Here is a 22,567-nt window from a genome sequence, read left to right on the forward strand (position 1 = left end):
CGCGGACGCCGGGCCCGGGGTCAGCGGGTCGACCTCGGGGGCTCGTGGGCGCGGCGGGGGCCGTCGTCCGGGGTGGGGTCGACGACACCGGGCGGCAGGGCCGCGTCCGCCGTGTTCACCCGGGGCAGGGCGTAGGGGTGGTGGGCGGAGAGCCAGTGGATCATCTGCTCGCGGACGGTCACCCGGACCGTCCAGATGTCGTCCGCGTCCTTGGCGGTCACCAGCGCCCGGACCTGGAGGGTGTTGGGCGTGGAGTCCGTGACGACCAGACCGCACTCGCGGCCGTCCCAGGCCGGACAGGCCCGGAGGATGTCACGGAGCTGCTCGCGCATGGCGTCCAGGGGCGCCGAGTGGTCCAGGTGCCAGTAGACGGTGCCGGTCATCTGGGCGCCGCCGCGGGACCAGTTCTCGAAGGGCTTGGAGGTGAAGTAGGAGACCGGCATGGTGATCCGGCGCTCGTCCCAGGTGCGGACGGTCAGGAAGGTCAGGGTGATCTCCTCGACCGTGCCCCACTCGCCGTCCACCACGACCGTGTCGCCCATCCGCACCATGTCGCCGAACGCGATCTGGAACCCGGCGAACATGTTGCTCAGCGTGGACTGCGCGGCGACACCGGCGACGATGCCGATGATGCCGGCCGAGGCCAGCAGGGAGGCGCCGGCGGCGCGCATCGCCGGGAACGTCAGCAGCATCGAGGCGACGGCCACGACGGCGACGACCGCGGTGACCACCCGGGTGATCAACGTCACCTGGGTCCTGACCCGGCGGACGCGGGCCGCGTCGCGCTGGGCGCGCGAGTAGCGGGCGTAGGAGGTCTCGACGACCGCCGCCGCGATACGGATCACCAGCCAGGCCGCCGAACCGATGAGGATCAGCGTCAGGGTCCGGCCGATGCCGACCCGGTGCTCCACCAGCAGCCGCGCCTGGTCGTAGGAGCCTCTGAGCATCGCCGCGAACAGCACGAGCTGGTAGGGGATCCGGCCGCGGCGCAGCAGACCCCACAAGGGGGTCTCGCCGTGCCGTGCGTCGGCCTTGCGCAAGAGCAGATCGGTGGCCCACCCGATGAGCAGGGAGAGGACCACCGAGCCGCCCACGACGATCAGCGGGCGCAGCACGTTCTCCATGGGTCCGACCGTACTGGCACGATGGGCTCATGAACATCATGCTCTTCCACTCGACGTTCGGTCCCCGCCCCGCGGTGCGGGAGGCGGCGGACCGGCTGCGCGCGGCCGGGCACGAGGTGTGGACGCCCGACCTGTTCGAGGGACACACCTTCGACGACGTGGAGAAGGCCAGGGACTTCAAGGACGGGATCGGCAAGGACGAGCTGCTCAGGCGGGCCGTCCTGGCCGCCGCCCCGTACTCGGAGCGGGGCCTCGTGTACGCCGGGTTCTCGCTCGGTGCCGCGATCGCCCAGACGCTGGCGCTCGGGGACGACAAGGCGCGCGGGCTGCTGCTCCTGCACGGCACGTCCGACATCGCCGAGAGCGCGCACGTGGACGAGCTGCCGGTCCAGCTGCACGTGGCCGAGCCCGACCCGTTCGAGACCGACGACTGGCTGAGCTCCTGGTACCTCCAGATGGGCCGCACCGGCGCCGACGTCGAGGTCTACCGGTACGCCGGGGCCGGCCACCTCTACACCGACCCCGGTCTGCCGGACTACGACGAGGAGGCCGCCGAGGCCACCTGGCGGGTGGCGCTCGGCTTCCTGGAGTCCCTCTGAGCCTCTGACCCTCTGAGAGAGGCCGGAGACCTTTGACCGGGGCCGGAGGCCCTCTGGCCGGGGTCTACACGGGGTCGTACGTCCGCTCGATCTTCTGGGTGCCGGTCCTCGTGCGGTACGAACGCGCCCAGGACGCGGTCGCGTTCACGTCCGTCTTGTCGGAGAGCACGTAGTAATCCATCTGCGCGCGGTCCGCGGTGATGTCCAGGACGCCGTAGCCGTGCCGGTCGGTGTCGACCCAGTGGACATGGCGGTTGGCCAGCTTGATGACCGGCGTGGCGACCGCGGAGACCGTGCCCTCGGCGACCTTCAGGAGGTCGTCGAGGTTGTCGGAGGAGACCGAGGTGACCACGAACTCGGTGGCCGCCGAGGCCGAGAGCGGATACGTGCCGGCGTCCACCGGCACGTCGTTGGCCCACGCCATGTGGATGTCGCCGGTCAGGAACACGGTGTTGCGGATCGCGTTCGCGCGCAGATGGGCGAGGAGTTCACGCCGGTCGTCCGTGTAGCCGTCCCACTGGTCGGGGTTGAGGGCGAGCCCCTCCTTGGGCAGTCCCAGCAGCTCCGCGAGCGGCCTGAGCAGATCGGCGGAGAGCGAGCCGACCGCGAAGGGCGAGATCATCACCGAGTTGCCGACCAGCCGCCAGGCGGTGTCGGAGGACTTCAGCCCCGCTTTGAGCCAGTCCAGTTGGGCGCGCCCGGTGATCGTGCGGTCCGGGTCGTCCACCGCACCGCTGCCCGTGGACGACTGCTGGGAGCGGAAGGAACGCAGGTCGAGCAGGGACAGATCGGTGAGCTTGCCGAAGCGCAGCCTGCGGTAGGTGGTGCCCGCGATCGCCGGGCGCACCGGCATCCACTCGAAGTAGGCCTGCTTGGCGGCGGCCTGACGGGCCGCCCAGGCGCCCTCCGTGCCCTCGGTGTGGTTCTCGGCGCCGCCGGACCAGGCGTCGTTGGCGAACTCGTGGTCGTCCCAGATGGCGACGACCGGCGCGGCCGTGTGCAGCGCCTGGAGGTCGGGGTCCGTCTTGTACGTGCCGTGCCGCAGGCGGTAGTCGGCGAGGGTGAGGATCTCGTGGGCCGGCGCGTGCGGCCGGACGACGGTGTCCCGGGTGCCGTACTCGCCGGTGCCGTACTCGTAGACGTAGTCGCCCAGATGCAGCCAGGCGTCCAGGTCGCCGCGGGCCGCGAGGTGCCGGTACGACGAGAAGTGGCCGGCCTCCCAGTTGGCGCAGGAGACCACGCCGAACCGGAGACCGGTGACGGCCGCGTCCGCCGCCGGGGCGGTGCGGGTACGCCCCACCGGCGAGTCGGTGCCGCCCGCCGAGAAGCGGAACCAGTGGTCGGTGGCCGGGGCGAGGCCGCGGATGTCCGCCTTGACGGTGTGGTCGGAGGCGGCGGTCGCGATGATCGTGCCCTGGGACACCACGTTCCGCAGGGCCTTGTCCGTGGCGACGGTCCAGCTCACCGCCGTGTCCGGGCCGAGGCCCGAGCCCGGGGTCGCCTCCGCGGCCGGGGTCACCCGGGTCCACAGCAGGACGCCGTCCGGGAGCGGGTCGCCGGAGGCGACCCCGTGCAGGAACGCCGGGACGTCGGCGGCGGCCCGGGCCGGGAGGGCACCGGCCAGGGGAGCGGCCAGGACCGCGGTCGCGGCGGCGGCCTTGACGACCGTACGGCGGCGCGGGGACAGGGAGTTCGGGCTTCCGGGTGCTCTGTATCGACTGGTCACGAGCGATCAGGTTACTGACCAGTACTGGCAAGAGCGGGCGAACCGGTGAATGTTCGCCCGCTCTTTGCCGTGCGGTCGTGTCAGGCCCTCGGCCCGGACCGTCGGGTCACGCCTTCAGCGCCGCCTCGATCGCGGTGTTGAAGTCCGCCACCGTCATCGGGGCGTTCTGGCCGTCCGAGCCGGTCAGCGCCTTGCCGTCCATCTTCAGGGTCGGGGTGCCGGTGACGCCGCTGCTGTCGAACGTCTTGGACATCTCGATCGCCCAGCGGTCGTAGGTGCCGTTCTTCACGGCGTTCTGGAACGTCTTGTTGTTCTTCAGGGCGTCGACCGTGTCGGCGATCTTGATGAGGTAGGCGTCGTCCTTGAGCTTGTCGTCGGTCTCCTCGGGGTGCCACTTCTTGGAGTACATCGCCGTCTTGTACTCCAGGAACGCCTCGGGGCTCACGTTCAGCGCCGCGCCCAGGGCGCTGAGGCCGTTCTTGGAGCCCTCGCCGCCGAGGTTGCCGTCGAGGAAGGTGGCGCCGACGTACTGGACCTTGAACTTGCCGTCCTCGACGTCCTTGTCGACGGTCGAGCCGACGGTCTGCTCGAACTGGGCGCAGATCGGGCAGCGCGGGTCCTCGTACATCACGAGGGTCTTCTTCGCGCTGTCCTCGCCGATGGTGACGGTCGTGCCGTTCTTGCCGGTGGTGTTGGCCGGCTTCACGAGCTTGTCGCTCTTGGCGGCCTCCCAGTAGTCGGGCTTGTTGCCCTGGACGACCGCGTAGCTGATGCCGCCGGCTATCGCGAGGACGGCGACGATCGAGGCGCCGACGATGGCCTGGCGCTTGACCTTGTCGCGCTTGGCCTGGCGCTCGCGTTCCTGACGCAGCCGCTCACGGGCCGCCGTCTTCGCCGCCTGGCTGTTCCGCTTGCTCATGGGTGATCTCCGAAAAAGAAAAAGGGGGACGCGCACACCGGCGTGTGCGGGCAGAGGAGGACTGGGTGGTGCTCGGAAGGCCGTGTCGTCAGACAGCGGCGGCCGGGCACGGCGGGCCACGCCGTCCCAGGGAGTGCACGAGGAGCCGGTCGCGCACCGCGCGGACCCGGCGTCCGGCGGAGGGCCGAGGCCGGCCCGGCGCCGGCGTCCGGCGGACCGTCACCGCGGCGACCGCCAGCAGCAGCGGGCGGAAGGTCGTGGCCGCCACCGCGCCGAGCACCTGGGCCAGCGCGCGCTCGCCGCGCCGCAGCCAGGCCGCGGCGAGGAGGCCGACGCCGACATGCGCGCCGAGCAGCAGCCAGGCGGCCTGCGGGTCGGCGTGGGCGAGGGCGCCCGCGAGGTGGTCGGTGTCGGTGCCGGTGACCCGGGCCAGCGGGCTGCCGATGCTGGTGCCGTCGCCGCAGAACACGTCCCAGCCCACCGAGCGCAGCGGACCCGCGACGGGGCCGCCGGCCGCGCCGTAACAGACGTGCTGTCCGGCGGTGAGGACGGTGTCGGCGGCCAGCTCCAGCGGGATCAGCAGCGCGGCGATCCGTCCGAAGCCCCGCTCGCGCCCGGCCAGGGCGTAGGCGACGGCGAACACGCCCGCAGCGACGAGGGCCACGGTGTTGAGCGGCAGCGGGACCCGCGACAGGAGCACGTGCGACGCGGTGCTGAGGGTCACGACGAATGCCGTGAACAGCGCCGCGCGGAGCGCTCGCATCGGGGTCCCGGATATGTCCATAGCCTGGAGAGTGTGTCACGCGGGCCGGTAAGGGACTCCTAAAGAGTTCCTGAGACTCCCTGTGCGCGGCCCTATCGTTATGTGCGGTCCTCGCCCGTCCTGTCTACAGCCCGGGGATGCGGCCGTTGCGGAACAGGTCGACGAAGATCTGGTGGTCCAGACGCGCGCGGGTGCCGTAGTCGTGCGCGAAGGAGACCAGGAGCTCGGGGAAGTTGTCCTCGTCGGCGGCGATCGCCGCGTCGATGGCCCGCTCGGTGGAGAAGGGCACCAGGGACTCGCCCGAGGTGTCGTCGGCCGCCGAGTGCATGGAGGCGGTGGCCCGGCCGAGGTCGGCGACGACGGCCGCGATCTCCTCCGGGTCGTCGATGTCGCCCCAGTCGAGGTCGACCGCGTACGGCGAGACCTCGGCGACCAGCTGGCCCGCTCCGTCCAGCTCGGTCCAGCCCAGCCACGGGTCCGCGTGCGCCTGGAGCGCGCGCTGGGAGATCACCGTGCGGTGCCCCTCGTGCTGGAAGTAGTCACGGATCGCCGGGTCGGTGATGTGCCGGGAGACGGCCGGGGTCTGGGCCTGCTTGATGTAGATCACGACGTCGTTCTCCAGGGCGTCGCTGTGCCCTTCGAGAAGGATGTTGTACGAGGGCAGGCCGGCCGAGCCGATGCCGATCCCGCGGCGGCCCACCACGTCCTTGACGCGGTAGGAGTCGGGGCGGGTCAGCGAGGTCTCCGGCAGCGTCTCCAGATAGCCGTCGAAGGCGGCGAGGACCTTGTAGCGGGTCGCCGCGTCCAGCTCGATCGAACCGCCGCCGGGCGCGAAGCGGCGCTCGAAGTCCCGGATCTCCGTCATCGAGTCCAGCAGCGAGAAGCGGGTCAGGGAGCGGGCGTCGCGCAGGGCGTCCAGGAGGGGGCCCTCGGCGGTGTCCAGGGTGAAGGGCGGCACCTCGTCGCTCTTGGCGCCGGTGGCCAGCGCGTGGATGCGCTCGCGGTAGGCGTCGGCGTAGACCCGCACCAGCTCGCTGATCTGCTCGTCGCTGAGGGCCTTGGCGTAGCCGACCAGGGCGACGGAGGCGGCGAAGCGCTTGAGGTCCCAGGTGAAGGGGCCTACGTAGGCCTCGTCGAAGTCGTTGACGTTGAAGATCAGCCGGCCGGTGGCGTCCATGTACGTGCCGAAGTTCTCGGCGTGCAGGTCGCCGTGGATCCACACGCGCGAGGTGCGCTCGTCCAGGTACGGGCCGCCGCGCTTCTCGGCGTCCAGGTCGTGGTAGAAGAGGGCGGCGGTGCCCCGGTAGAAGGCGAAGGCCGAGGCGGCCATTTTCCGGAACTTCACGCGGAACGCGGCCGGGTCGGCGGCCAGGAGCTCGCCGAAGGCGGTGTCGAAGACGGCGAGGATCTCCTCGCCGCGGTGCTCGTCGTTGAGCTGCGGTACCGACATCGCTGGGTGCCTCCTGGTGCATGTGTACGACAGCGTTTCTGTCGTCTCAACGGCTGGCCGCGGGTGAAAGTGCCCACGGGATCCCTCGCTGTGAAGGTACGCGGGGCGGGCCCCGGAGTGTCAGTGCGGAGGCATAGACTTCCGAGCTGTCCCCCGAACTGTGCGCCAGCCCGTCGCCGACTGTTTTCCCTGGAGGCCAAACCGTGTCGAAGCCGCCGTTCACGCACCTGCACGTCCACACCCAGTACTCGCTGCTGGACGGTGCCGCGCGGCTCAAGGACATGTTCGACGCGTGCAACGAGATGGGCATGACCCATATCGCCATGTCCGACCACGGCAACCTGCACGGGGCGTACGACTTCTTCCACACGGCGAAGAAGGCCGGGGTCACTCCGATCATCGGCATCGAGGCGTACGTCGCCCCCGAGTCGCGGCGCAACAAGCGCAAGATCCAGTGGGGCCAGCCGCACCAGAAGCGCGACGACGTCTCCGGTTCGGGCGGTTACACCCACAAGACGATCTGGGCGGCGAACTCCACGGGCCTGCACAACCTCTTCAAGCTCTCCTCGGACGCGTACGCCGAGGGCTGGCTCCAGAAGTGGCCCCGGATGGACAAGGAGACCATCTCCCAGTGGTCCGAGGGCCTCATCGCCTCCACGGGCTGCCCCTCCGGCGAGCTCCAGACCCGGTTGCGCCTCGGCCAGTTCGACGAGGCCCTCAAAGCCGCCTCCGACTACCAGGACATCTTCGGCAAGGACCGCTACTTCCTGGAGCTGATGGACCACGGCATCGAGATCGAGCACCGGGTCCGCGACGGCCTCCTGGAGATCGGCAAGAAGCTCGGCATCCCGCCGCTGGTGACCAACGACTCGCACTACACGTACGCGCACGAGTCGGTGGCCCACGACGCCCTGCTGTGCATCCAGACCGGCAAGAACCTCTCCGACCCGGACCGCTTCCGGTTCGACGGCACCGGCTACTACCTGAAGTCCACGGACGAGATGTACGCCGTCGACTCCTCGGACGCCTGGCAGGAGGGCTGCCGCAACACCCTCCTGGTCGCCGAGCAGATCGACACCTCGGGCATGTTCCAGGAGAAGAACCTGATGCCCAGGTTCGACATCCCCGAGGGCTACACCGAGGTCTCCTGGTTCCGCGAGGAGACCATGCGCGGCATGAACCGCCGCTTCCCGGACGGCATCCCGGACGACCGCATGAAGCAGGTCGAGTACGAGATGGACACCATCATCTCGATGGGCTTCCCGGGCTACTTCCTCGTCGTCGCCGACTTCATCATGTGGGCCAAGAAGCAGGGCATCGCCGTCGGCCCCGGCCGAGGCTCCGCGGCCGGCTCGATCGTCGCCTACGCCATGGGCATCACCGACCTCGACCCGATCCCGCACGGTCTGATCTTCGAGCGGTTCCTCAACCCCGAGCGCATCTCCATGCCCGACGTCGACATCGACTTCGACGAGCGCAGGCGCGTCGAGGTGATCAGGTACGTGACGGAGAAGTACGGCTCCGACAAGGTCGCCATGATCGGCACCTACGGCAAGATCAAGGCCAAGAACGCGATCAAGGACTCCGCGCGCGTGCTGGGCTACCCGTACGCGATGGGCGACCGGCTCACCAAGGCCATGCCCGCCGACGTCCTCGGCAAGGGCATCGACCTCGACGGCATCACCAACCCCTCCCACCCGCGCTACAGCGAGGCGGGCGAGATCCGGGGGATGTACGAGAACGAGCCGGACGTCAAGAAGGTCATCGACACCGCCAAGGGCGTCGAGGGCCTGGTCCGGCAGATGGGCGTGCACGCCGCCGGCGTCATCATGTCCAGCGAGCCCATCGTCGACCACGCCCCGATCTGGGTCCGGCACACCGACGGCGTCACCATCACGCAGTGGGACTACCCGCAGTGCGAGTCGCTCGGCCTGCTGAAGATGGACTTCCTCGGCCTGCGCAACCTGACGATCATGGACGACGCCGTCAAGATGGTGAAGTCCAACAAGGGGATCGACCTCGACCTGCTGGCCCTGCCGCTCGACGACCCCAAGACCTTCGAACTCCTCCAGCGCGGCGAGACCCTCGGCGTCTTCCAGTTCGACGGCGGCCCCATGCGCTCGCTGCTGCGCCTGATGAAGCCCGACAACTTCGAGGACATCTCCGCCGTCTCCGCGCTGTACCGTCCGGGCCCGATGGGCATGGACTCGCACACCAACTACGCGCTGCGCAAGAACAAGCTCCAGGAGATCACCCCGATCCACAAGGAGCTGGAGGCGCCCCTCGAAGAGGTCCTCGCGGTCACCTACGGCCTGATCGTCTACCAGGAGCAGGTGCAGAAGGCCGCCCAGATCATCGCCGGGTACTCGCTCGGCGAGGCCGACATCCTGCGCCGCGTGATGGGCAAGAAGAAGCCCGAGGAACTGGCCAAGAACTTCACCATCTTCCAGGCCGGCGCCCAGAAGAACGGCTACAGCGACGAGGCCATCAAGGCCCTGTGGGACGTGCTGGTCCCGTTCGCCGGCTACGCCTTCAACAAGGCGCACTCGGCCGCGTACGGCCTGGTCTCCTACTGGACCGCGTACCTCAAGGCGAACCACCCCGCCGAGTACATGGCCGGACTGCTCACCTCGGTCAAGGACGACAAGGACAAGTCCGCGATCTACCTCAACGAGTGCCGGCGCATGAAGATCAAGGTGCTGCCGCCCAACGTCAACGAGTCGGTGCACAACTTCGCCGCCCAGGGCGACGACGTGATCCTCTTCGGCCTCGAAGCGGTCCGCAACGTCGGCACCAACGTGGTCGAGTCGATCATCAAGAGCCGCAAGGCCAAGGGGAAGTACGCCTCGTTCCCCGACTACCTCGACAAGGTCGAGGCCGTCGCCTGCAACAAGCGCACCACGGAGTCGCTGATCAAGGCGGGCGCCTTCGACACGATGGGCCACACCCGCAAGGGCCTCACCGCGCACTTCGAGCCGATGATCGACAACGTCGTGCAGGTCAAGCGCAAGGAGGCCGAGGGGCAGTTCGACCTCTTCGGCGGCATGGGCGAGGAGGAGACCAGCGAGCCCGGCTTCGGCCTGGACGTCGAGTTCACCACCGACGAGTGGGACAAGGCCTATCTCCTCGCCCAGGAGCGGGAGATGCTCGGCCTGTACGTCTCCGACCACCCGCTCTTCGGTCTGGAGCACGTGCTGTCCGACAAGGCCGACGCGGGCATCGCCCAGCTCACCGGCGGCGAGCACGCGGACGGCGCGGTGGTGACGATCGGCGGCATCATCTCGGGCCTCCAGCGCAAGATGACCAAGCAGGGCAACGCCTGGGCCATCGCCACCGTCGAGGACCTCGCCGGTTCCATCGAGTGCATGTTCTTCCCGGCGACCTACCAGCTGGTGTCGACCCAACTGGTCGAGGACGTGGTCGTGTTCGTCAAGGGCCGCCTCGACAAGCGCGAGGACGTGCCGCGTCTGGTCGCCATGGAGATGCAGGTCCCGGACGTGTCCAACGCGGGCACCAACGCGCCGGTGATCCTCACCATCCCCGCCACCCGCGTCACCCCGCCGATGGTCAGCCGCCTCGGCGAGATCCTCACGCACCACAGGGGCGAGAGCGAGGTCCGCATCAGGCTCCAGGGCCCGACGAGGACGACGGTGCTCCGCCTGGACCGGCACCGGGTCAAGCCCGACCCGGCGCTCTTCGGCGACCTGAAGGTACTGCTCGGCCCGAGCTGCCTGGCGGGCTAGCCGCGCGGGCCCGGCCGTCCGCCGGTCGCCCGGCGGGCTCAGGGAAGCCGAGAGGGCGTACCCGGAAATCGGGTACGCCCTCTTCGTGTGCCTGGGTCTCGATCACCCTGTACGCGGACGGTCAGTTGTGACCGAATCGCTTCTGCTTGCCCTTGCGGGCCATGTCACCGGGAGTCACCTGGGTCATGCGCTGCTCGGCCTGCGCCTCCATCGAGGACTGCTGGGCCTGCTGCTGACCGCGCTCGGACTGGGGCTGCTTGCGGTCTCGGTTCTTGTTCTTGGCCATGGTGATCTGCCTCCTGAGGGGGATCTAGGGGCCAGGGCCGCTGTCAGACTCACATAGGCTGGGAAAGAGCGCATTTCGGATAATTACCGTCCGTGACAGGGGATGTCGGGGCGCGATGGCCCCAAACGCCACGCCGAAGATCGAGTTCCGGCCGTTAAGCCCGGCGAGGTCGGGCAGACTCGAAGGAAGCCCGAAGCACAACCTCCCGGAAAGAGGGTGAGTCGCGTGGACCGCTGCATCGTCCTGGTGGACGCCGGGTATCTGCTGGGGGCCGCCGCCAGTCTCCTCGCCGGTGAGCCCTCCCGGTCCCGCATCACCGTCGACCACTCCGCCCTCATCCAGGGCCTGCGCGAGCGCGCCGAGACCGACACCGAACGGCCCCTGCTCAGGATCTACTGGTTCGACGGCGCCCCCGACCGCGTCCCCCAGCCCGAGCACCGACGGCTGCGCGTGATGCCCCGCGTCACCGTCCGGCTCGGCGCCCTGACCCGCAGCGACGGACGCTGGGCGCAGAAGGGCGTCGACGCGGCCATGCACGCCGAGCTGACCGAACTGGCCCGCAACCGCGCCTGCTCCGACATCGTCCTCGTCACCGGCGACGGCGATCTGCTGCCGGGCATGATGGCCGCCAAGGAGCACGGCGTCGCCGTCCACCTGTGGGCCGTGCAGGCCGCCGACGGCGACTACAACCAGTCCGAGGACCTGGTCGCCGAGGCCGACGAACGGCGCGTGCTGGACCGCACCTGGATCACCAAGGCCGTGCGCGCCAAGGAGCCCGGCGGGATCTGCGCGCCGCCGCCCGCGCCCCGGCCCGAGATCGCCGCGATCCTCTCCGCCCCGCTGCCCGACACCGCGCTCACCGCCGCCGAGCGCCCCGTCGACGAACGCGAGCGCCCGCCCGTCGGCTCGGAGAACGGCGCGCAGGAGCGGGTGCCCGCCCCCAAGGGCGTGCCCACCCCGAAGGACCTCGCCGCGCTGCGCGCCCCCGGCGTCCAGCCCCAGCACCCCGCGAACGCGACCCTGCGCTGGTCCTCCGACAAGGGCTGGGTCGACCGCCCCGGCTCCGGCGCCGAACCGCCCGAGATCGCCTCCATGCCCACGCTCGCCCAGCTCACCACCGCCGAGCAGCGCTGGGCCGACCGCGAGGAGGACATCACCACGGTCGGCGGCGACCCCTACGAGGTCGGACAGGTGTTCGCCCGGCGCTGGATGGAACGGCTCGGCGAACAGGCCCACCACTTCCAGAAGCTGTCCGGGATGTACCCGCGCATCCCGCACCGCATCGACGGCGAGCTGCTGCGCTACGCCGCCCGCTTCGGACTCCTCGCCCACAAGGACGACCAGATCGACGAGCACGACCGCTACGCCATCCGTGCCGGGTTCTGGCGCGAGATCGACGTACGGACGGCCGCGGAGCACGCTCCCGCGGGGGAGTGAAACGGCACATACGCCGCCCCAGGGGCGAGCCGCCCGCCCCGACCCCGTACCCTCGTCCCTTGTGAGTACGCGCGGGGCACAGGCACTTCGGCAGGGCGGCGACGTCGTCTGCGCGGTGCGTGGGCTGACGAAGACGTACCCGGCGGTGCGCGGGCGGCGCGGAGCCCCCGGAACCCCCGAGGTGCGGGCCACCGACGACGTGCGCCTGGACATCCGCCGCGGCGAGATCTTCGGGCTGCTCGGGCCGAACGGCGCCGGGAAGTCCACCCTCGTACGGCAGCTCACCGGGCTGATGCGGCCCGACGGCGGGACCGTCGAGATCCTCGGGCACGACATCGTGCGGCATCCGGAACGGGCCGCGCGCATCCTCGCCTACCTGGGCCAGGAGTCCACCGCCCTCGACGAACTGACCGTGTCGCTGGCCGCCGAGACCACCGGACGGCTGCGCGGCCTGGAGGCGCGCGACGCCCGGGCCCAGCGGGACGCCGTCCTGGAGGAACTGGGGCTCACGGCGCTGGCCGGACGGCCGATCAGGAAGCTGTCCGGCGGGCAGCGGCGCCTGGCGTGTCTGGCCGCCGCGCTGGTCGGGGAACGGCCCCTGCTGGTGCTGGACGAGCCGACCACCGCCATGGACCCCGTCGCGCGACGCGCCGTGTGGTCGGCCGTGGACCGGCGCCGCGCCGAACGCGGCACGACGGTGCTGCTCGTCACCCACAACGTCATCGAGGCCGAGACCGTCCTGGACCGGGTCGCCGTCCTCGACCAGGGACGCGTCATCGCCTGCGACACCCCGGCCGGGCTCAAGGAACAGGTCGCCGGGGAGGTCCGGGTGGACCTCGTGTGGCGCGAGGCCGCGCCGCTGCACGTGCCCGAGGTCGCCGCGCTCCAGGACCGGGCCGCCGAGTCGGGGCGCCGCTGGACGCTGCGGCTGGCCCCCGAGGAGGCGCGCGCCGTCGTCGCCACCGTCACCGGCGGGGCCGCCTTCGCGGCGCTGGACGACTTCACGCTCACCACGCCCAGCCTGGAGGACGTGTACCTGGCGCTGGGCGGGGCGGCACGGCAGGGGCTGGTGCGGGCATGAGCGCGCGACAGGAGCCCCTGAAACCCGCCGGGCCCGTCGAGGGCGGGTGGAGTCCGGCTCGGGTCTTCGAGCGGGGTTTGAGCGCACGGGCCGTAGCATCCGTACCGGACAACAGGACGAACGCCGCAGTGAACCCGTTCGTGAGAGGGAGCAGCGCCACGTGAGTGTCGTACCCGCCGAGGTTCTGCCGGGCAGTGCCCTGGGCGCGCAGGAGACGGTGCCGCGGGCGGCCGAGCTCGGGCCGCGCGCGCGGATGTGGCCGGCGCTCGTGGCCGTGTACCGCGCGCAGCTCTCGCGTGCGCGGGTCGCGCGCATCCCGCTGCTGTTCGTGGCGACCTTCCAGTCGATCGGGATCATGATCCTGATGCGCGGGGTCGTGGACGGCGGGGGTGAGGCGCGGGCCGTGGTGGCCGGGTCGTCCGTCCTCGTGGTCGCCTTCGTCGCGCTGAACCTGCTCGCCCAGTACTTCGGACAGCTGCGGGCCAGCGGCGGCCTGGACCACTACGCCACGCTGCCCGTGCCGCCGGCCGCGGTCGTGCTCGGCGCGGCGGGCGCGTACGCCTCCTTCACCGTGCCCGGCACCGTCGTGACGGCTCTGTTCGGGTGCGCGCTGTTCGGGCTGCCCGTGGCGCATCTGTGGGTGCTCGTCGCGGTGATCCCGCTCGCCGGGGCCGCCCTCGCGGGGCTCGGCGCGGCGCTCGGACTGCTCGCGCCCCGGCCGGAACTGGCCACCCTGCTCGGTCAGTTGGGCATGTCCGCGGCGCTGCTGCTCGGGGTGCTGCCGGCCGACCGGATGCCGGAGGCGGTGCGCTTCGCCCGCGACCTGCTGCCCTCCACGTACGGCGTCGAGGCGTTCGCACGGACCTTCGGACCGCACCCCGACTGGGCCTTCGTCCTCGGTGACCTCGCCGTCTGCGGTGCCGTCGGCGTGGTGTCGCTGGCCGTCGCCACCTGGGCGTACCGTCGGGCGGCCGTCCGGTGACGCGCCGTACGGACGGGCCTGGCACGATGTCAGGGTGACCGCACCGCTGACTCCTCCTCCGCCGCCGAGCGATCCGTCCCCGCACCAGGCCTGGCAGGCACCGCCGCCGCACGGTGCCGGCGGGCTGCTGGACCTGTACGAACAGGACGGCCCCGGTATGAAGACCGAACTGCGGGAGGCCGCCGTCGTCACGGTGGCGGTGGCGCTCCTCGGGCTCGTGCTCGGCGTGCTGTGGTGGTGGCTCGCGCCGCACGTGCCGCTGGTCGGCGAGCTCGTCTCGGACCGCTGGTACGTCTACCTCAAGGACAACGAGGGGGAGCAGTCGATCGGCGTGGACGGAACGTTCACCCTGCTCGGGCTCGCCTTCGGCGCCGTCAGCGCCATCGCCGTGTTCGTGTGGCGCCGGCGCGGCGGGGTGCCGCTCGTGGTGGCCCTCGGCGTCGCCGGACTGCTGGGTTCGCTGCTCGCCTGGCGGCTGGGCGTCTGGCTCGGGCCGGAGCAGGACGTGGTCGCGCACGCCAAGGCCGTCGGCAAGGGGGTCGGCTTCGACGCCCCGCTGAAGCTCGGCGCCAAGGGCGCGCTGCTGGCCTGGCCGCTGGCCGCCCTGCTGGTCCACCTCGGGCTCACGGCCCTCTTCGGCCCCCGGGACCCCGACCCCTACCTCCAGCTCCCGCAGAAGGACGGCTACGGGGCCCCGTCGGTGTGACGGGACCCCGCGACGCGCTCTCGACGACGCCGGTCAGGCGGGCCGCCTGCCGTGGTTGGCACGGCCCTTCCTGACCCGCCACTTCCGCTTCCGCGTTTTCTTCGACATGTCCCTCGTACTTAACCGAGGAGCGCCGAGCCGTCGAGAGGTCACGCGCGGGGGCGGGCGAACCGGGGGCGCGCTTCGGCCTCGCCGGGGGCCGGCCTGGGTGGGGGTGGCGACGCCGTGAGGGGTGTCGTCTCGGCGGCGGTGCGTCCTTCGGGCGGGTGCCGTTCGGCCGGCTGCCCTCCGGGGGCGGGGGCACCCGGCGGCCGTCGGTCGTCGGCCGGGACGCGGCTGCACGGCGGGTTGTCCGCGGGCGGGGCCGGGCGGTGGATGAGGTCGCCTCGGGCGGCGGCGCGTGCTTCCCGGGTGAACGGGGGCCGGCATGCCGGTGAGCGACGCCGGTCGTCACACGTTCCTCGCCGGCGTCCCTGGCGCTCGGCCGAGGGACGCCCCGGCGGCCTCCCCGGCCTTCGGACGGGAACCACCCCGACCCGGACGGCCGACGCGGCGGCCCGGAGGGTCAGGCGCGGCCGATGGGGGCCAGGACCGCGTTCGTGAGGGTGCTCAGGTCGGTGGGGGAGAGTTCGACCTCCAGGCCGCGGCGGCCCGCCGAGACGCAGATCGTGTCGAACGCCGACGCGGAGTCGTCCAGGACCGTGCGGAGCCTCTTGCGCTGGCCCAGGGGGGAGATGCCGCCGCGCACGTAGCCGGTGGTGCGTTCGGCGAGGACCGGGTCGGCCATGGCGGCGCGCTTGCCGCCCACCGCCGACGCGAGGGCCTTCAGGTCGAGCTGGCCCGCCACCGGGACGACCGCCACGGTCAGGGCGCCGTCCACGTCCGCGACGAGCGTCTTGAAGACCCGCTCGGGGGAGATGCCCATCGCCTCGGCGGCCTCCTCGCCGTAGGAGGGATGGCCCGGGTCGTGGTCGTAGGAGTGGACGGTGAACGTCACGCCCGCCGCCGTCAGCGCCACGGTGGCCGGGGTGCCGCCCTGCTTCCGGTCCTTCTTCGCCATGTCGTCGCGTGCCTCAGTTCAGACTGGTCGGGCCGCGCGTCAGGTCCGACGCGGGCAACGACGGAAGATGACGGATGATCGCCGTCTCGGAGCGCAGCAGTGTCAGCTCGTCGCGCAGCCGGGACGCGGTGTCCGGGGCCTGGAGCAGCCGCTGCTTGGTGGGGATGTCCAGCATCATCGCGGCGGCCACGAGATAGCTGACCACGGCCGGGTCGTCCGGCAGCTCCGCCCCCGTGGTCAGGGTCCGCTCGCGGGCGCCGGCCAGCCGCTTCTGGTACTGGCCGAAGGCCCGCAGGACGCCCTCCGCGAGCGCCCCGGCCTCGTCACCGGTCTCCTCCTCCAGCGGCTCCAGCTCGGCCGTCAGATAGGGCCCGGTCGCGTCCACCGACAGCAGGCGCACCCGGGTGGTGCCCGTCGCGAGGACCTCGAAGGTGCCGTCCTCGCGCTCCCGGATCGTCGCCGCGTCCGCGATGCAGGCCGTGGCGTGGAAGGACTTCATCGGGTCGGTGCCGAAGCCCGCCGCCGGGCCCCGGTCCGGCAGGGCCGTGGGGTCGGGCATGCCGGGGGAGCTCGCGGCGACCTCCAGACCGTCGCGGATGGCGACGACGGCGAAGCGGCGAGCCTCCTCCTCGGGGGTCTTCAGCAGTTCGCGCATCATGGCGCGATACCGCTCCTCGAAGACGTTCAACGGGAGCACCAGCCCCGGGAACAGCACGGAGTTCAGGGGGAAGAGCGGAAGCCGGACGGTTCTCACGCCGCAAGAGCCTAATGGTCGTGGGAGTGTGTGCGTTCCACGTGCTCACTTCGTGGAAGTCCGGAGGCCGACCGCGCCCCGACCTCCTCGCGCAGTTCCAGGAACCGGCCCAGCGGATCCTCCGACACCAGCTCCCACGGGAAGGACGTCGCGTGGGGGCCGATGAGGCGCAGCTGGTCCAGGGCGTCGGGCCAGCGTTCCAGCAGGGCCAGGACGTAGACCAGCTTGTTGCGTATCTGCGCCGGCCACGGGTCCGCCGCCGGGAAGCGGGCCGAGAGCGTGATCGCCCGGTCGGCCGCCGCGTCCAGCCGCGCCCGCGGCACGTCGGGGCCGCACCCGTCGCTCAGATAGGCGAGCGCCGCGCGCGTGGGCAGGGCCTGCACCAGGGAGCCCGCCGGGGCGTCCTGCGCGGCCGTCTCCGCGAAGTCGAAGCACTCGCGGTGCGAGCCGTGCCAGGAGTCGGCGAGGTAGCGCAGGGCGGCGGCGTGGCAGCCGTAGTGGTGCGGGGCGCGGCGCACCGCCGCCTCCCACAGCTCCCCGAAGTACTTGTGCCCGGCGTTCGAGCCGTGCGCGTGGTCCAGCGCGAGCCGCCACGGCACCGGGTCGCGGTCGTCGCCCCGCGCGGCGGCCGTGATCAGCGGGTTCAGCTCGCGCAGCAGCTCCGCGCGGGCGGGGGAGTCCCAGGCCCGGTCCACCGCGAGCTGGGCGCCGACCAGGAGCTGGTCCGGGTCGTGCGGGGCCGCCGCCCGCCACTCCTGGAACCACTCGGGGCGCGAGCGCGCGAAGGACGCGAGACGGACGACGTACCGGTCCCGGTGCTCCCAGGCGGCCTCCGCGCGGGTGGCCTCCAGGAGGGCCGCCGCCATCTGGTAGGCGCTCTGCCCGGCGGCCACCAGCGCCGGTCCGAGCCGGTCGTCGGGCGCGTCGAGGAGCACCTCGTCGTCGGCGGGAAGCGCGACCGGCGGGTGCTCTGCGGGGCGGGCCGTCCGGGGCGAACGGGCCGACCGGACGAACGGAGGCAGCAGGGCCATGGTGTCGACCATTGAAAAGGCGCGCGTCGAGCAAGCGCCAGAGGTTCCACAGAACCTCCCGAAAGTTGTACGTCCCGAGGTCAAGAGAACGTAAAATGGTCACTGTTCGTCACCTGTTCATCCGCTGTGTGACCTGCGGTGACGGCCGGCTAGCCGCGCCGCAGCAGCCGTGTCGCCCCCGCCGCCACCGTCGTCGCCAGCGTCCAGCCCAGCAGGATCACCACCGCCGACAGCCACTGCCAGCCGCCGCGCAGCTGCCACGCTCCGGCCTGCCCCAGATCGATGACCGGAAGCAGCAGGTCCAGCGCGAACAGTGCCGGGTTCCACTGCGGCCCCGCGGCGCCCCGCAGCGGCGGATGGTCGGCGTGCGCGAAGGCCACCGAGGACGCCGCCCACAGCACCGCCATCCACACCAGCGCCCGCCCCGGCCGGTACCCGTAGGCCACCGTCCAGTCCTGCGCGTACCCCCACAGCTTCGCCGCGAGCGGCAGCGTCTGGCGGCGTCTGCGCTGCTTGGCGAGGAGCACCTCGCGCGCGTCCTCGTCCTCGCCGCCCGAGCGCAGCACCGCCGCCAGCCGCTCGTACGGCTCCGGGTTGTACTCGGCGGTCGCCGCGGCCAGCCAGCGCAGCCGCTCGGTCAGCGGGAACGGGCCCCGGGGCACCAGGTTCTCGTAGCTGAACCCGCCCATGTGCAGCCGTCCGGGCCCCGGCCAGCTGTCCCGGCGGTCCATCAGGTTCACCACCCGTGCCCCCGACAGCACCACCCGCCCGCGCGCCGGCCGCTCCCCGAGGAAACGCAGCTCCGAGGTCTGCACCCGGCGCAGCGACAGCTCCTGGTCGTCGCCGAGCGTGAACCGGGCCCGCTCGAAGTCCACCGCGTCCCCGAACCGTCCGTCGTCCAGCCGCAGCCCGCCCTCGCACTCGAACCGCTGGATCCGCGTCCCGCGCGCGGGCGTCGCCCCGCTCACCATCGGGTTGTCCAGGCCCGCCGGGGTCAGATAGATCGCCCGCTCCACGGTGAGCTGGGGCGCGTTCAGCGCGTACCGCGTGTACGGATTGGCCAGCCGCGCGCCGCGCAGACTCAGCGACACGCCGATCTTCGCGCTGCGCAGCCGCAGCTCGCCGTGCGACTCCAGCAGGTCCGCCTGGAGGTCCTGGCCCACGGTCATCCCGTCCGCGGTGAGGGAACGGCCGCTGCGGTCCCGGTAGACGATCGCCTGGTTGAGCATCAGGTCCGTGCCGATGTGCGCGTCGGTCAGCCGCACCCCGTTGTGGAAGCGGCAGCGCGGCAGATGCAGATCGCCCTCCGTGTGCACCCGGGCCGCCTCCAGCCGCGGCACCGAGCAGTCCACGAACCGCACGGTCCTGAACCGGGCCTCCGGCAGCAGGACCTCCCGCTCGAACCGGCAGCCGCGCAGCTCCACGTACGGCTCCACCGAGCCGCCCGCGAGATCCAGGGTGCCGCTGACGTGCACCCCCCACAGCTTCAGCGCCGCCACCCGGCCCGCCAGCGCGGGCGGCCCGTCCAGCAGCAGCCAGCACACGATCCGCGCCCGCACGGTCCGCTCCGGCCCCCAGGGATGCCCGCCGTGCGGATCGTCGACGACCGAGTCGCCGCTGCTCAGGTCGTACACGCTCCCGTTGCGGAACGCCTGCCACATTCCCGCCTCCGCGGCGGTCAGATCGTCCGGCAGATCCCCGGCACGGATGCCGGCCCCGTCCGTCACTGCTCCTCCAGTTCTGTGCTCGCCCCACCGTGATGCCCGCTGGGTCACCCCCGAAGCACAGGACGTGAAGGGGATCTTCCAGGTTGCGCACGCCGTTCTGTATCAGCCATTGATACGCGCGGACGACGCCCGAACCCCGTCTGAGAGAATTGGGTCCGTGATCTCCCGAATCGATCTGCGCGGCGACGCCCTCCCCGAGGGCCCCGCTCTGCGCGACCTGCTGCCCCGAGCCGACTTCGACGTCTCGGCCGCCCTGGAGAAGGTGCGTCCGATCTGCGAGGCCGTGCATCATCGGGGCGACGCGGCGCTGATCGACTTCGCGGAGACGTTCGACGGGGTACGGCTGGAGCGGGTGCGGGTGCCCGCCGAGGCGCTCACCCGCGCGCTGGAGCAGCTCGACCCGGCCGTGCGCGCGGCCCTGGAGGAGTCCATCCGCCGCGCCCGGCTCGTCCACCGCGAGCAGCGCCGCTCCACCCACACCACCCAGGTCGTGCCCGGCGGCACCGTGACCGAGAAGTGGGTGCCGGTCGACCGGGTCGGGCTGTACGCGCCCGGCGGCCGGTCCGTGTACCCGTCCTCCGTGATCATGAACGTGGTCCCGGCGCAGGAGGCCGGCGTCCCCTCGATCGCGCTCGCCTCCCCGGCCCAGGCCGAGTTCGACGGCCTGCCGCACCCCACGATCCTCGCCGCGTGCGCGCTGCTCGGCGTCGACGAGGTGTACGCCGCCGGCGGCGCGACCGCCGTCGCGATGTTCGCGTACGGCACCGAGTCCTGCCCGCCCGCCGACATGGTCACCGGGCCCGGCAACATCTGGGTCGCCGCCGCCAAGCGCTACTTTACTGGGAAGATCGGCATCGACGCGGAGGCCGGCCCGACCGAGATCGCCGTCCTCGCCGACGACACCGCCGACCCGGTGCACGTCGCCGCCGACCTGATCAGCCAGGCTGAGCACGACCCGCTGGCCGCGGCCGTCCTCGTCACCGACTCCGTCGCGCTCGCCGACGCCGTCGACAAGGAGCTGGAGCCGCAGGTCGCGGCCACCAAGCACATCGAGGACCGGATCGTGCCCGCCCTCGGCGGCCGGCAGTCCGCGATCGTCCTCGTCGACAGCGTCGAGGAGGGCCTCAGGGTCGTCGACGCCTACGGCGCCGAGCACCTGGAGATCCAGACCGCCGACGCCGCCGCCGTGGCCGACCGGGTCCGCAACGCGGGCGCGATCTTCATCGGCCCCTGGGCGCCCGTCTCCCTCGGCGACTACGCCGCCGGGTCCAACCACGTCCTGCCCACCGGCGGCTGCGCCTGTCACTCCTCGGGCCTGTCGGTCCAGTCCTTCCTGCGCGGCATCCACATCGTCGACTACACGGAGGACGCCCTCGCCGACGTCGCCCACCACGTGGTGACGCTCGCGGAGGCGGAGGACCTGCCCGCGCACGGCGCGGCGATCAAGGCTCGGTTCGGCTGGAAGGTACCCGGCAAGTGACTCTCGGCATCGACGATCTCCCCGTACGGGACGAGCTGCGCGGCAAGTCCCCCTACGGCGCGCCCCAGCTGGACGTCCCCGTACGGCTGAACACCAACGAGAACCCCTACCCGCTGCCCGAGCCGCTGGTCGAGCGGATCGCCGAGCGGGTCCGCGAGGCCGCCCGGAACCTCAACCGCTACCCCGACCGGGACGCCGTCGAGCTGCGCACCCAGCTCGCGAAGTACCTGACCGACACCTCCGGTCACGAGGTCGGACTCGCCAACGTGTGGGCGGCCAACGGCTCCAACGAGGTCCTCCAGCAGCTGCTCCAGACCTTCGGCGGGCCCGGCCGCACGGCCATCGGCTTCGAGCCGTCGTACTCGATGCACGCGCTCATCGCGCGCGGCACCGGCACGGGCTGGATCTCCGGCCCGCGCAACGAGGACTTCACCATCGACGTCGAGGCCGCCGTGCGCGCGATCGGCGAGCACCGGCCGGACGTCGTGTTCGTCACGACCCCCAACAACCCGACGGGCAACGCGGTCCCGCCCGAGACGGTCCTCGCGCTGTACGAGGCCGCCCAGGCCGCGAAGCCGTCGCTGGTCGTCGTCGACGAGGCGTACATCGAGTTCAGCCACGGCGACTCGCTGCTGCCGCTGATCGAGGGCCGCCCTCACCTGGTCATCTCCCGCACGATGTCGAAGGCGTTCGGCGCGGCCGGGCTGCGCCTCGGCTACCTCGCCGCGCACCCGGCGGTCGTGGACGCCGTCCAGCTCGTCCGGCTGCCCTACCACCTGTCGGCCGTCACCCAGGCGACCGCGCTGGCCGCCCTGGAGCACACCGACACCCTGCTGAAGTACGTCGAGCAGCTGAAGGCCGAGCGCGACCGGCTGGTGAGCGAGCTGCGGGCGACCGGCTACGAGGTCGTCGAGTCCGACGCGAACTTCGTGCAGTTCGGCCGCTTCCAGGACTCGCACGTCGCGTGGCGGAAGATCCTCGACCGGGGTGTCCTGGTCCGGGACAACGGCATCCCGGGGTGGCTGCGGGTCTCCGCCGGAACCCCCGAAGAGAACGACGCGTTCCTCGACGCGGTCCGTGAAGTCAAGAAGGAGCTGAACGCATGAGCCGCGTGGGAAGAGTCGAGCGGACGACGAAGGAGACCTCCGTCCTCGTCGAGATCGACCTCGACGGGTCCGGCAAGGTCGACGTGGCGACCGGGGTCGGCTTCTACGACCACATGCTCGACCAGCTCGGCCGGCACGGTCTGTTCGACCTCACCGTGAAGACCGAGGGCGATCTGCACATCGACTCGCACCACACCATCGAGGACACCGCCCTCGCCCTCGGCGCCGCCTTCAAGCAGGCCCTCGGCGACAAGGTCGGCATCTACCGCTTCGGCAACTGCACGGTCCCGCTGGACGAGTCCCTCGCCCAGGTCACCGTCGACCTCTCCGGCCGCCCCTACCTCGTGCACACCGAGCCCGAGAAGATGGCGCCGATGATCGGCGAGTACGACACGACGATGACCCGGCACATCCTGGAGTCCTTCGTCGCCCAGGCGCAGATCGCCCTGCACGTGCACGTGCCCTACGGGCGCAACGCCCACCACATCGTCGAGTGCCAGTTCAAGGCCCTCGCGCGGGCGCTGCGCTACGCCTCGGAGCGCGACCCGCGCGCGGCAGGCATCCTGCCCTCCACGAAGGGTGCGCTGTAACCC

At 71.6% G+C, this 22,567-nt stretch carries 19 protein-coding genes; 9 read left to right on the plus strand and 10 right to left on the minus strand.

Annotated elements, in window-relative coordinates; all coding sequences use genetic code 11:
* Positions 1-20: 20 nt before the first annotated feature.
* Positions 21-1,124: a mechanosensitive ion channel family protein gene (locus ACIPSE_RS18515; protein ID WP_401663786.1), complete on the minus strand. Its 1,104-nt coding sequence runs from the start codon at positions 1,122-1,124 to the stop codon at positions 21-23.
* Between the two features lie 29 nt (positions 1,125-1,153).
* Between ACIPSE_RS18515 and ACIPSE_RS18520 the strand changes: the two genes are divergently transcribed.
* Complete coding sequence (locus tag ACIPSE_RS18520; RefSeq protein ID WP_401663788.1) at positions 1,154-1,723, plus strand: dienelactone hydrolase family protein; 570 nt, start codon at positions 1,154-1,156, stop codon at positions 1,721-1,723.
* A 64-nt stretch (positions 1,724-1,787) separates the two neighbouring features.
* Here the strand turns inward: ACIPSE_RS18520 and ACIPSE_RS18525 are convergent, their stop codons facing one another.
* From ACIPSE_RS18525 to ACIPSE_RS18540, 4 genes are all read right to left on the minus strand, one after another.
* Positions 1,788-3,449 (minus strand): alkaline phosphatase D family protein, encoded by a 1,662-nt coding sequence (locus ACIPSE_RS18525; protein ID WP_401663790.1) that lies wholly within the window; start codon positions 3,447-3,449, stop codon positions 1,788-1,790.
* Between the two features lie 106 nt (positions 3,450-3,555).
* Positions 3,556-4,368, minus strand: a complete 813-nt coding sequence (locus tag ACIPSE_RS18530; protein WP_401663792.1) for a thioredoxin domain-containing protein — start codon at positions 4,366-4,368, stop codon at positions 3,556-3,558.
* A gap of 88 nt (positions 4,369-4,456) precedes the next feature.
* Positions 4,457-5,152: a hypothetical protein gene (locus ACIPSE_RS18535; RefSeq protein WP_401663793.1), complete on the minus strand. Its 696-nt coding sequence runs from the start codon at positions 5,150-5,152 to the stop codon at positions 4,457-4,459.
* Between the two features lie 103 nt (positions 5,153-5,255).
* Positions 5,256-6,581, minus strand: coding sequence for a DUF2252 domain-containing protein (locus ACIPSE_RS18540; protein WP_401663795.1), 1,326 nt, complete (start codon positions 6,579-6,581; stop codon positions 5,256-5,258).
* Positions 6,582-6,784: 203 nt separating this feature from the next.
* On the opposite strand from ACIPSE_RS18540, the gene dnaE reads away from it, so the two are divergent.
* Entirely contained in the window at positions 6,785-10,324 is a 3,540-nt protein-coding gene (gene dnaE / locus ACIPSE_RS18545) for a DNA polymerase III subunit alpha (RefSeq protein WP_401663798.1), read from the plus strand.
* A gap of 121 nt (positions 10,325-10,445) precedes the next feature.
* Here the strand turns inward: dnaE and ACIPSE_RS18550 are convergent, their stop codons facing one another.
* Complete coding sequence (locus ACIPSE_RS18550) at positions 10,446-10,610, minus strand: hypothetical protein (RefSeq protein WP_165951132.1); 165 nt, start codon at positions 10,608-10,610, stop codon at positions 10,446-10,448.
* A gap of 225 nt (positions 10,611-10,835) precedes the next feature.
* Between ACIPSE_RS18550 and ACIPSE_RS18555 the strand changes: the two genes are divergently transcribed.
* From ACIPSE_RS18555 to ACIPSE_RS18570, 4 genes are all read left to right on the plus strand, one after another.
* On the plus strand, positions 10,836-12,047 hold the full coding sequence (locus ACIPSE_RS18555) for an NYN domain-containing protein (protein WP_401663801.1): 1,212 nt from the start codon (positions 10,836-10,838) through the stop codon (positions 12,045-12,047).
* A gap of 61 nt (positions 12,048-12,108) precedes the next feature.
* On the plus strand, positions 12,109-13,128 hold the full coding sequence (locus ACIPSE_RS18560) for an ABC transporter ATP-binding protein (protein WP_401663803.1): 1,020 nt from the start codon (positions 12,109-12,111) through the stop codon (positions 13,126-13,128).
* A gap of 160 nt (positions 13,129-13,288) precedes the next feature.
* Positions 13,289-14,110 (plus strand): ABC transporter permease, encoded by an 822-nt coding sequence (locus tag ACIPSE_RS18565; protein ID WP_401663805.1) that lies wholly within the window; start codon positions 13,289-13,291, stop codon positions 14,108-14,110.
* 34 nt (positions 14,111-14,144) lie between these two features.
* Entirely contained in the window at positions 14,145-14,816 is a 672-nt protein-coding gene (locus tag ACIPSE_RS18570) for an AAA family ATPase (protein ID WP_401663807.1), read from the plus strand.
* Positions 14,817-15,381: 565 nt separating this feature from the next.
* On the opposite strand, the gene ybaK is transcribed toward ACIPSE_RS18570, so the two are convergent.
* The 4 genes from ybaK to ACIPSE_RS18590 form a co-directional block, all read right to left on the minus strand.
* A complete protein-coding gene (gene ybaK, locus ACIPSE_RS18575) occupies positions 15,382-15,876 on the minus strand; it encodes a Cys-tRNA(Pro) deacylase (protein ID WP_401663809.1) in 495 nt (164 codons plus the stop codon).
* A 13-nt stretch (positions 15,877-15,889) separates the two neighbouring features.
* A complete protein-coding gene (locus tag ACIPSE_RS18580) occupies positions 15,890-16,630 on the minus strand; it encodes an LON peptidase substrate-binding domain-containing protein (RefSeq protein ID WP_401663812.1) in 741 nt (246 codons plus the stop codon).
* A gap of 11 nt (positions 16,631-16,641) precedes the next feature.
* Complete coding sequence (locus ACIPSE_RS18585; RefSeq protein WP_401663814.1) at positions 16,642-17,673, minus strand: hypothetical protein; 1,032 nt, start codon at positions 17,671-17,673, stop codon at positions 16,642-16,644.
* Between the two features lie 137 nt (positions 17,674-17,810).
* Positions 17,811-19,388 carry an oxidoreductase gene (locus ACIPSE_RS18590; RefSeq protein WP_401663817.1) on the minus strand — a complete coding sequence of 526 codons (1,578 nt, stop codon included), beginning with the start codon at positions 19,386-19,388 and terminating at the stop codon, positions 17,811-17,813.
* A gap of 157 nt (positions 19,389-19,545) precedes the next feature.
* On the opposite strand from ACIPSE_RS18590, the gene hisD reads away from it, so the two are divergent.
* The 3 genes from hisD to hisB are packed head-to-tail and all read left to right on the plus strand — an operon-like array spanning position 19,546 to position 22,564.
* The gene (hisD, locus tag ACIPSE_RS18595) at positions 19,546-20,868 is read left to right on the plus strand and encodes a histidinol dehydrogenase (RefSeq protein ID WP_401663819.1); all 1,323 of its coding nucleotides are present in this window, start codon (positions 19,546-19,548) and stop codon (positions 20,866-20,868) included.
* Positions 20,865-21,974 (plus strand): histidinol-phosphate transaminase, encoded by a 1,110-nt coding sequence (locus ACIPSE_RS18600; protein WP_401663821.1) that lies wholly within the window; start codon positions 20,865-20,867, stop codon positions 21,972-21,974. Before hisD ends, ACIPSE_RS18600 begins: the two co-directional genes overlap by 4 nt.
* Positions 21,971-22,564 carry an imidazoleglycerol-phosphate dehydratase HisB gene (hisB, locus tag ACIPSE_RS18605; RefSeq protein ID WP_401663824.1) on the plus strand — a complete coding sequence of 198 codons (594 nt, stop codon included), beginning with the start codon at positions 21,971-21,973 and terminating at the stop codon, positions 22,562-22,564. The genes ACIPSE_RS18600 and hisB overlap by 4 nt, the downstream gene beginning before the upstream one ends.
* Positions 22,565-22,567 lie beyond the last annotated feature (3 nt).

The sequence above is a fragment of the Streptomyces sp. NPDC090106 genome (genome assembly GCF_044747265.1).
Classification (GTDB): domain Bacteria; phylum Actinomycetota; class Actinomycetes; order Streptomycetales; family Streptomycetaceae; genus Streptomyces.

Bases quoted from the DNA above. Each gene is read 5' to 3' on its own strand.
- ACIPSE_RS18515 (WP_401663786.1), bottom strand. From the start codon at position 1,124: ATGGAGAACGTGCTGCGCCCGCTGATCGTCGTGGGCGGCTCGGTGGTC.
- ACIPSE_RS18520 (WP_401663788.1), top strand. From the start codon at position 1,154: ATGAACATCATGCTCTTCCACTCGACGTTCGGTCCCCGCCCCGCGGTG.
- ACIPSE_RS18530 (WP_401663792.1), bottom strand. From the start codon at position 4,368: ATGAGCAAGCGGAACAGCCAGGCGGCGAAGACGGCGGCCCGTGAGCGG.
- ACIPSE_RS18535 (WP_401663793.1), bottom strand. From the start codon at position 5,152: ATGGACATATCCGGGACCCCGATGCGAGCGCTCCGCGCGGCGCTGTTC.
- ACIPSE_RS18540 (WP_401663795.1), bottom strand. From the start codon at position 6,581: ATGTCGGTACCGCAGCTCAACGACGAGCACCGCGGCGAGGAGATCCTC.
- ACIPSE_RS18550 (WP_165951132.1), bottom strand. From the start codon at position 10,610: ATGGCCAAGAACAAGAACCGAGACCGCAAGCAGCCCCAGTCCGAGCGC.
- ybaK (WP_401663809.1), bottom strand. From the start codon at position 15,876: ATGGCGAAGAAGGACCGGAAGCAGGGCGGCACCCCGGCCACCGTGGCG.
- ACIPSE_RS18585 (WP_401663814.1), bottom strand. From the start codon at position 17,673: ATGGTCGACACCATGGCCCTGCTGCCTCCGTTCGTCCGGTCGGCCCGT.
- hisB (WP_401663824.1), top strand. From the start codon at position 21,971: ATGAGCCGCGTGGGAAGAGTCGAGCGGACGACGAAGGAGACCTCCGTC.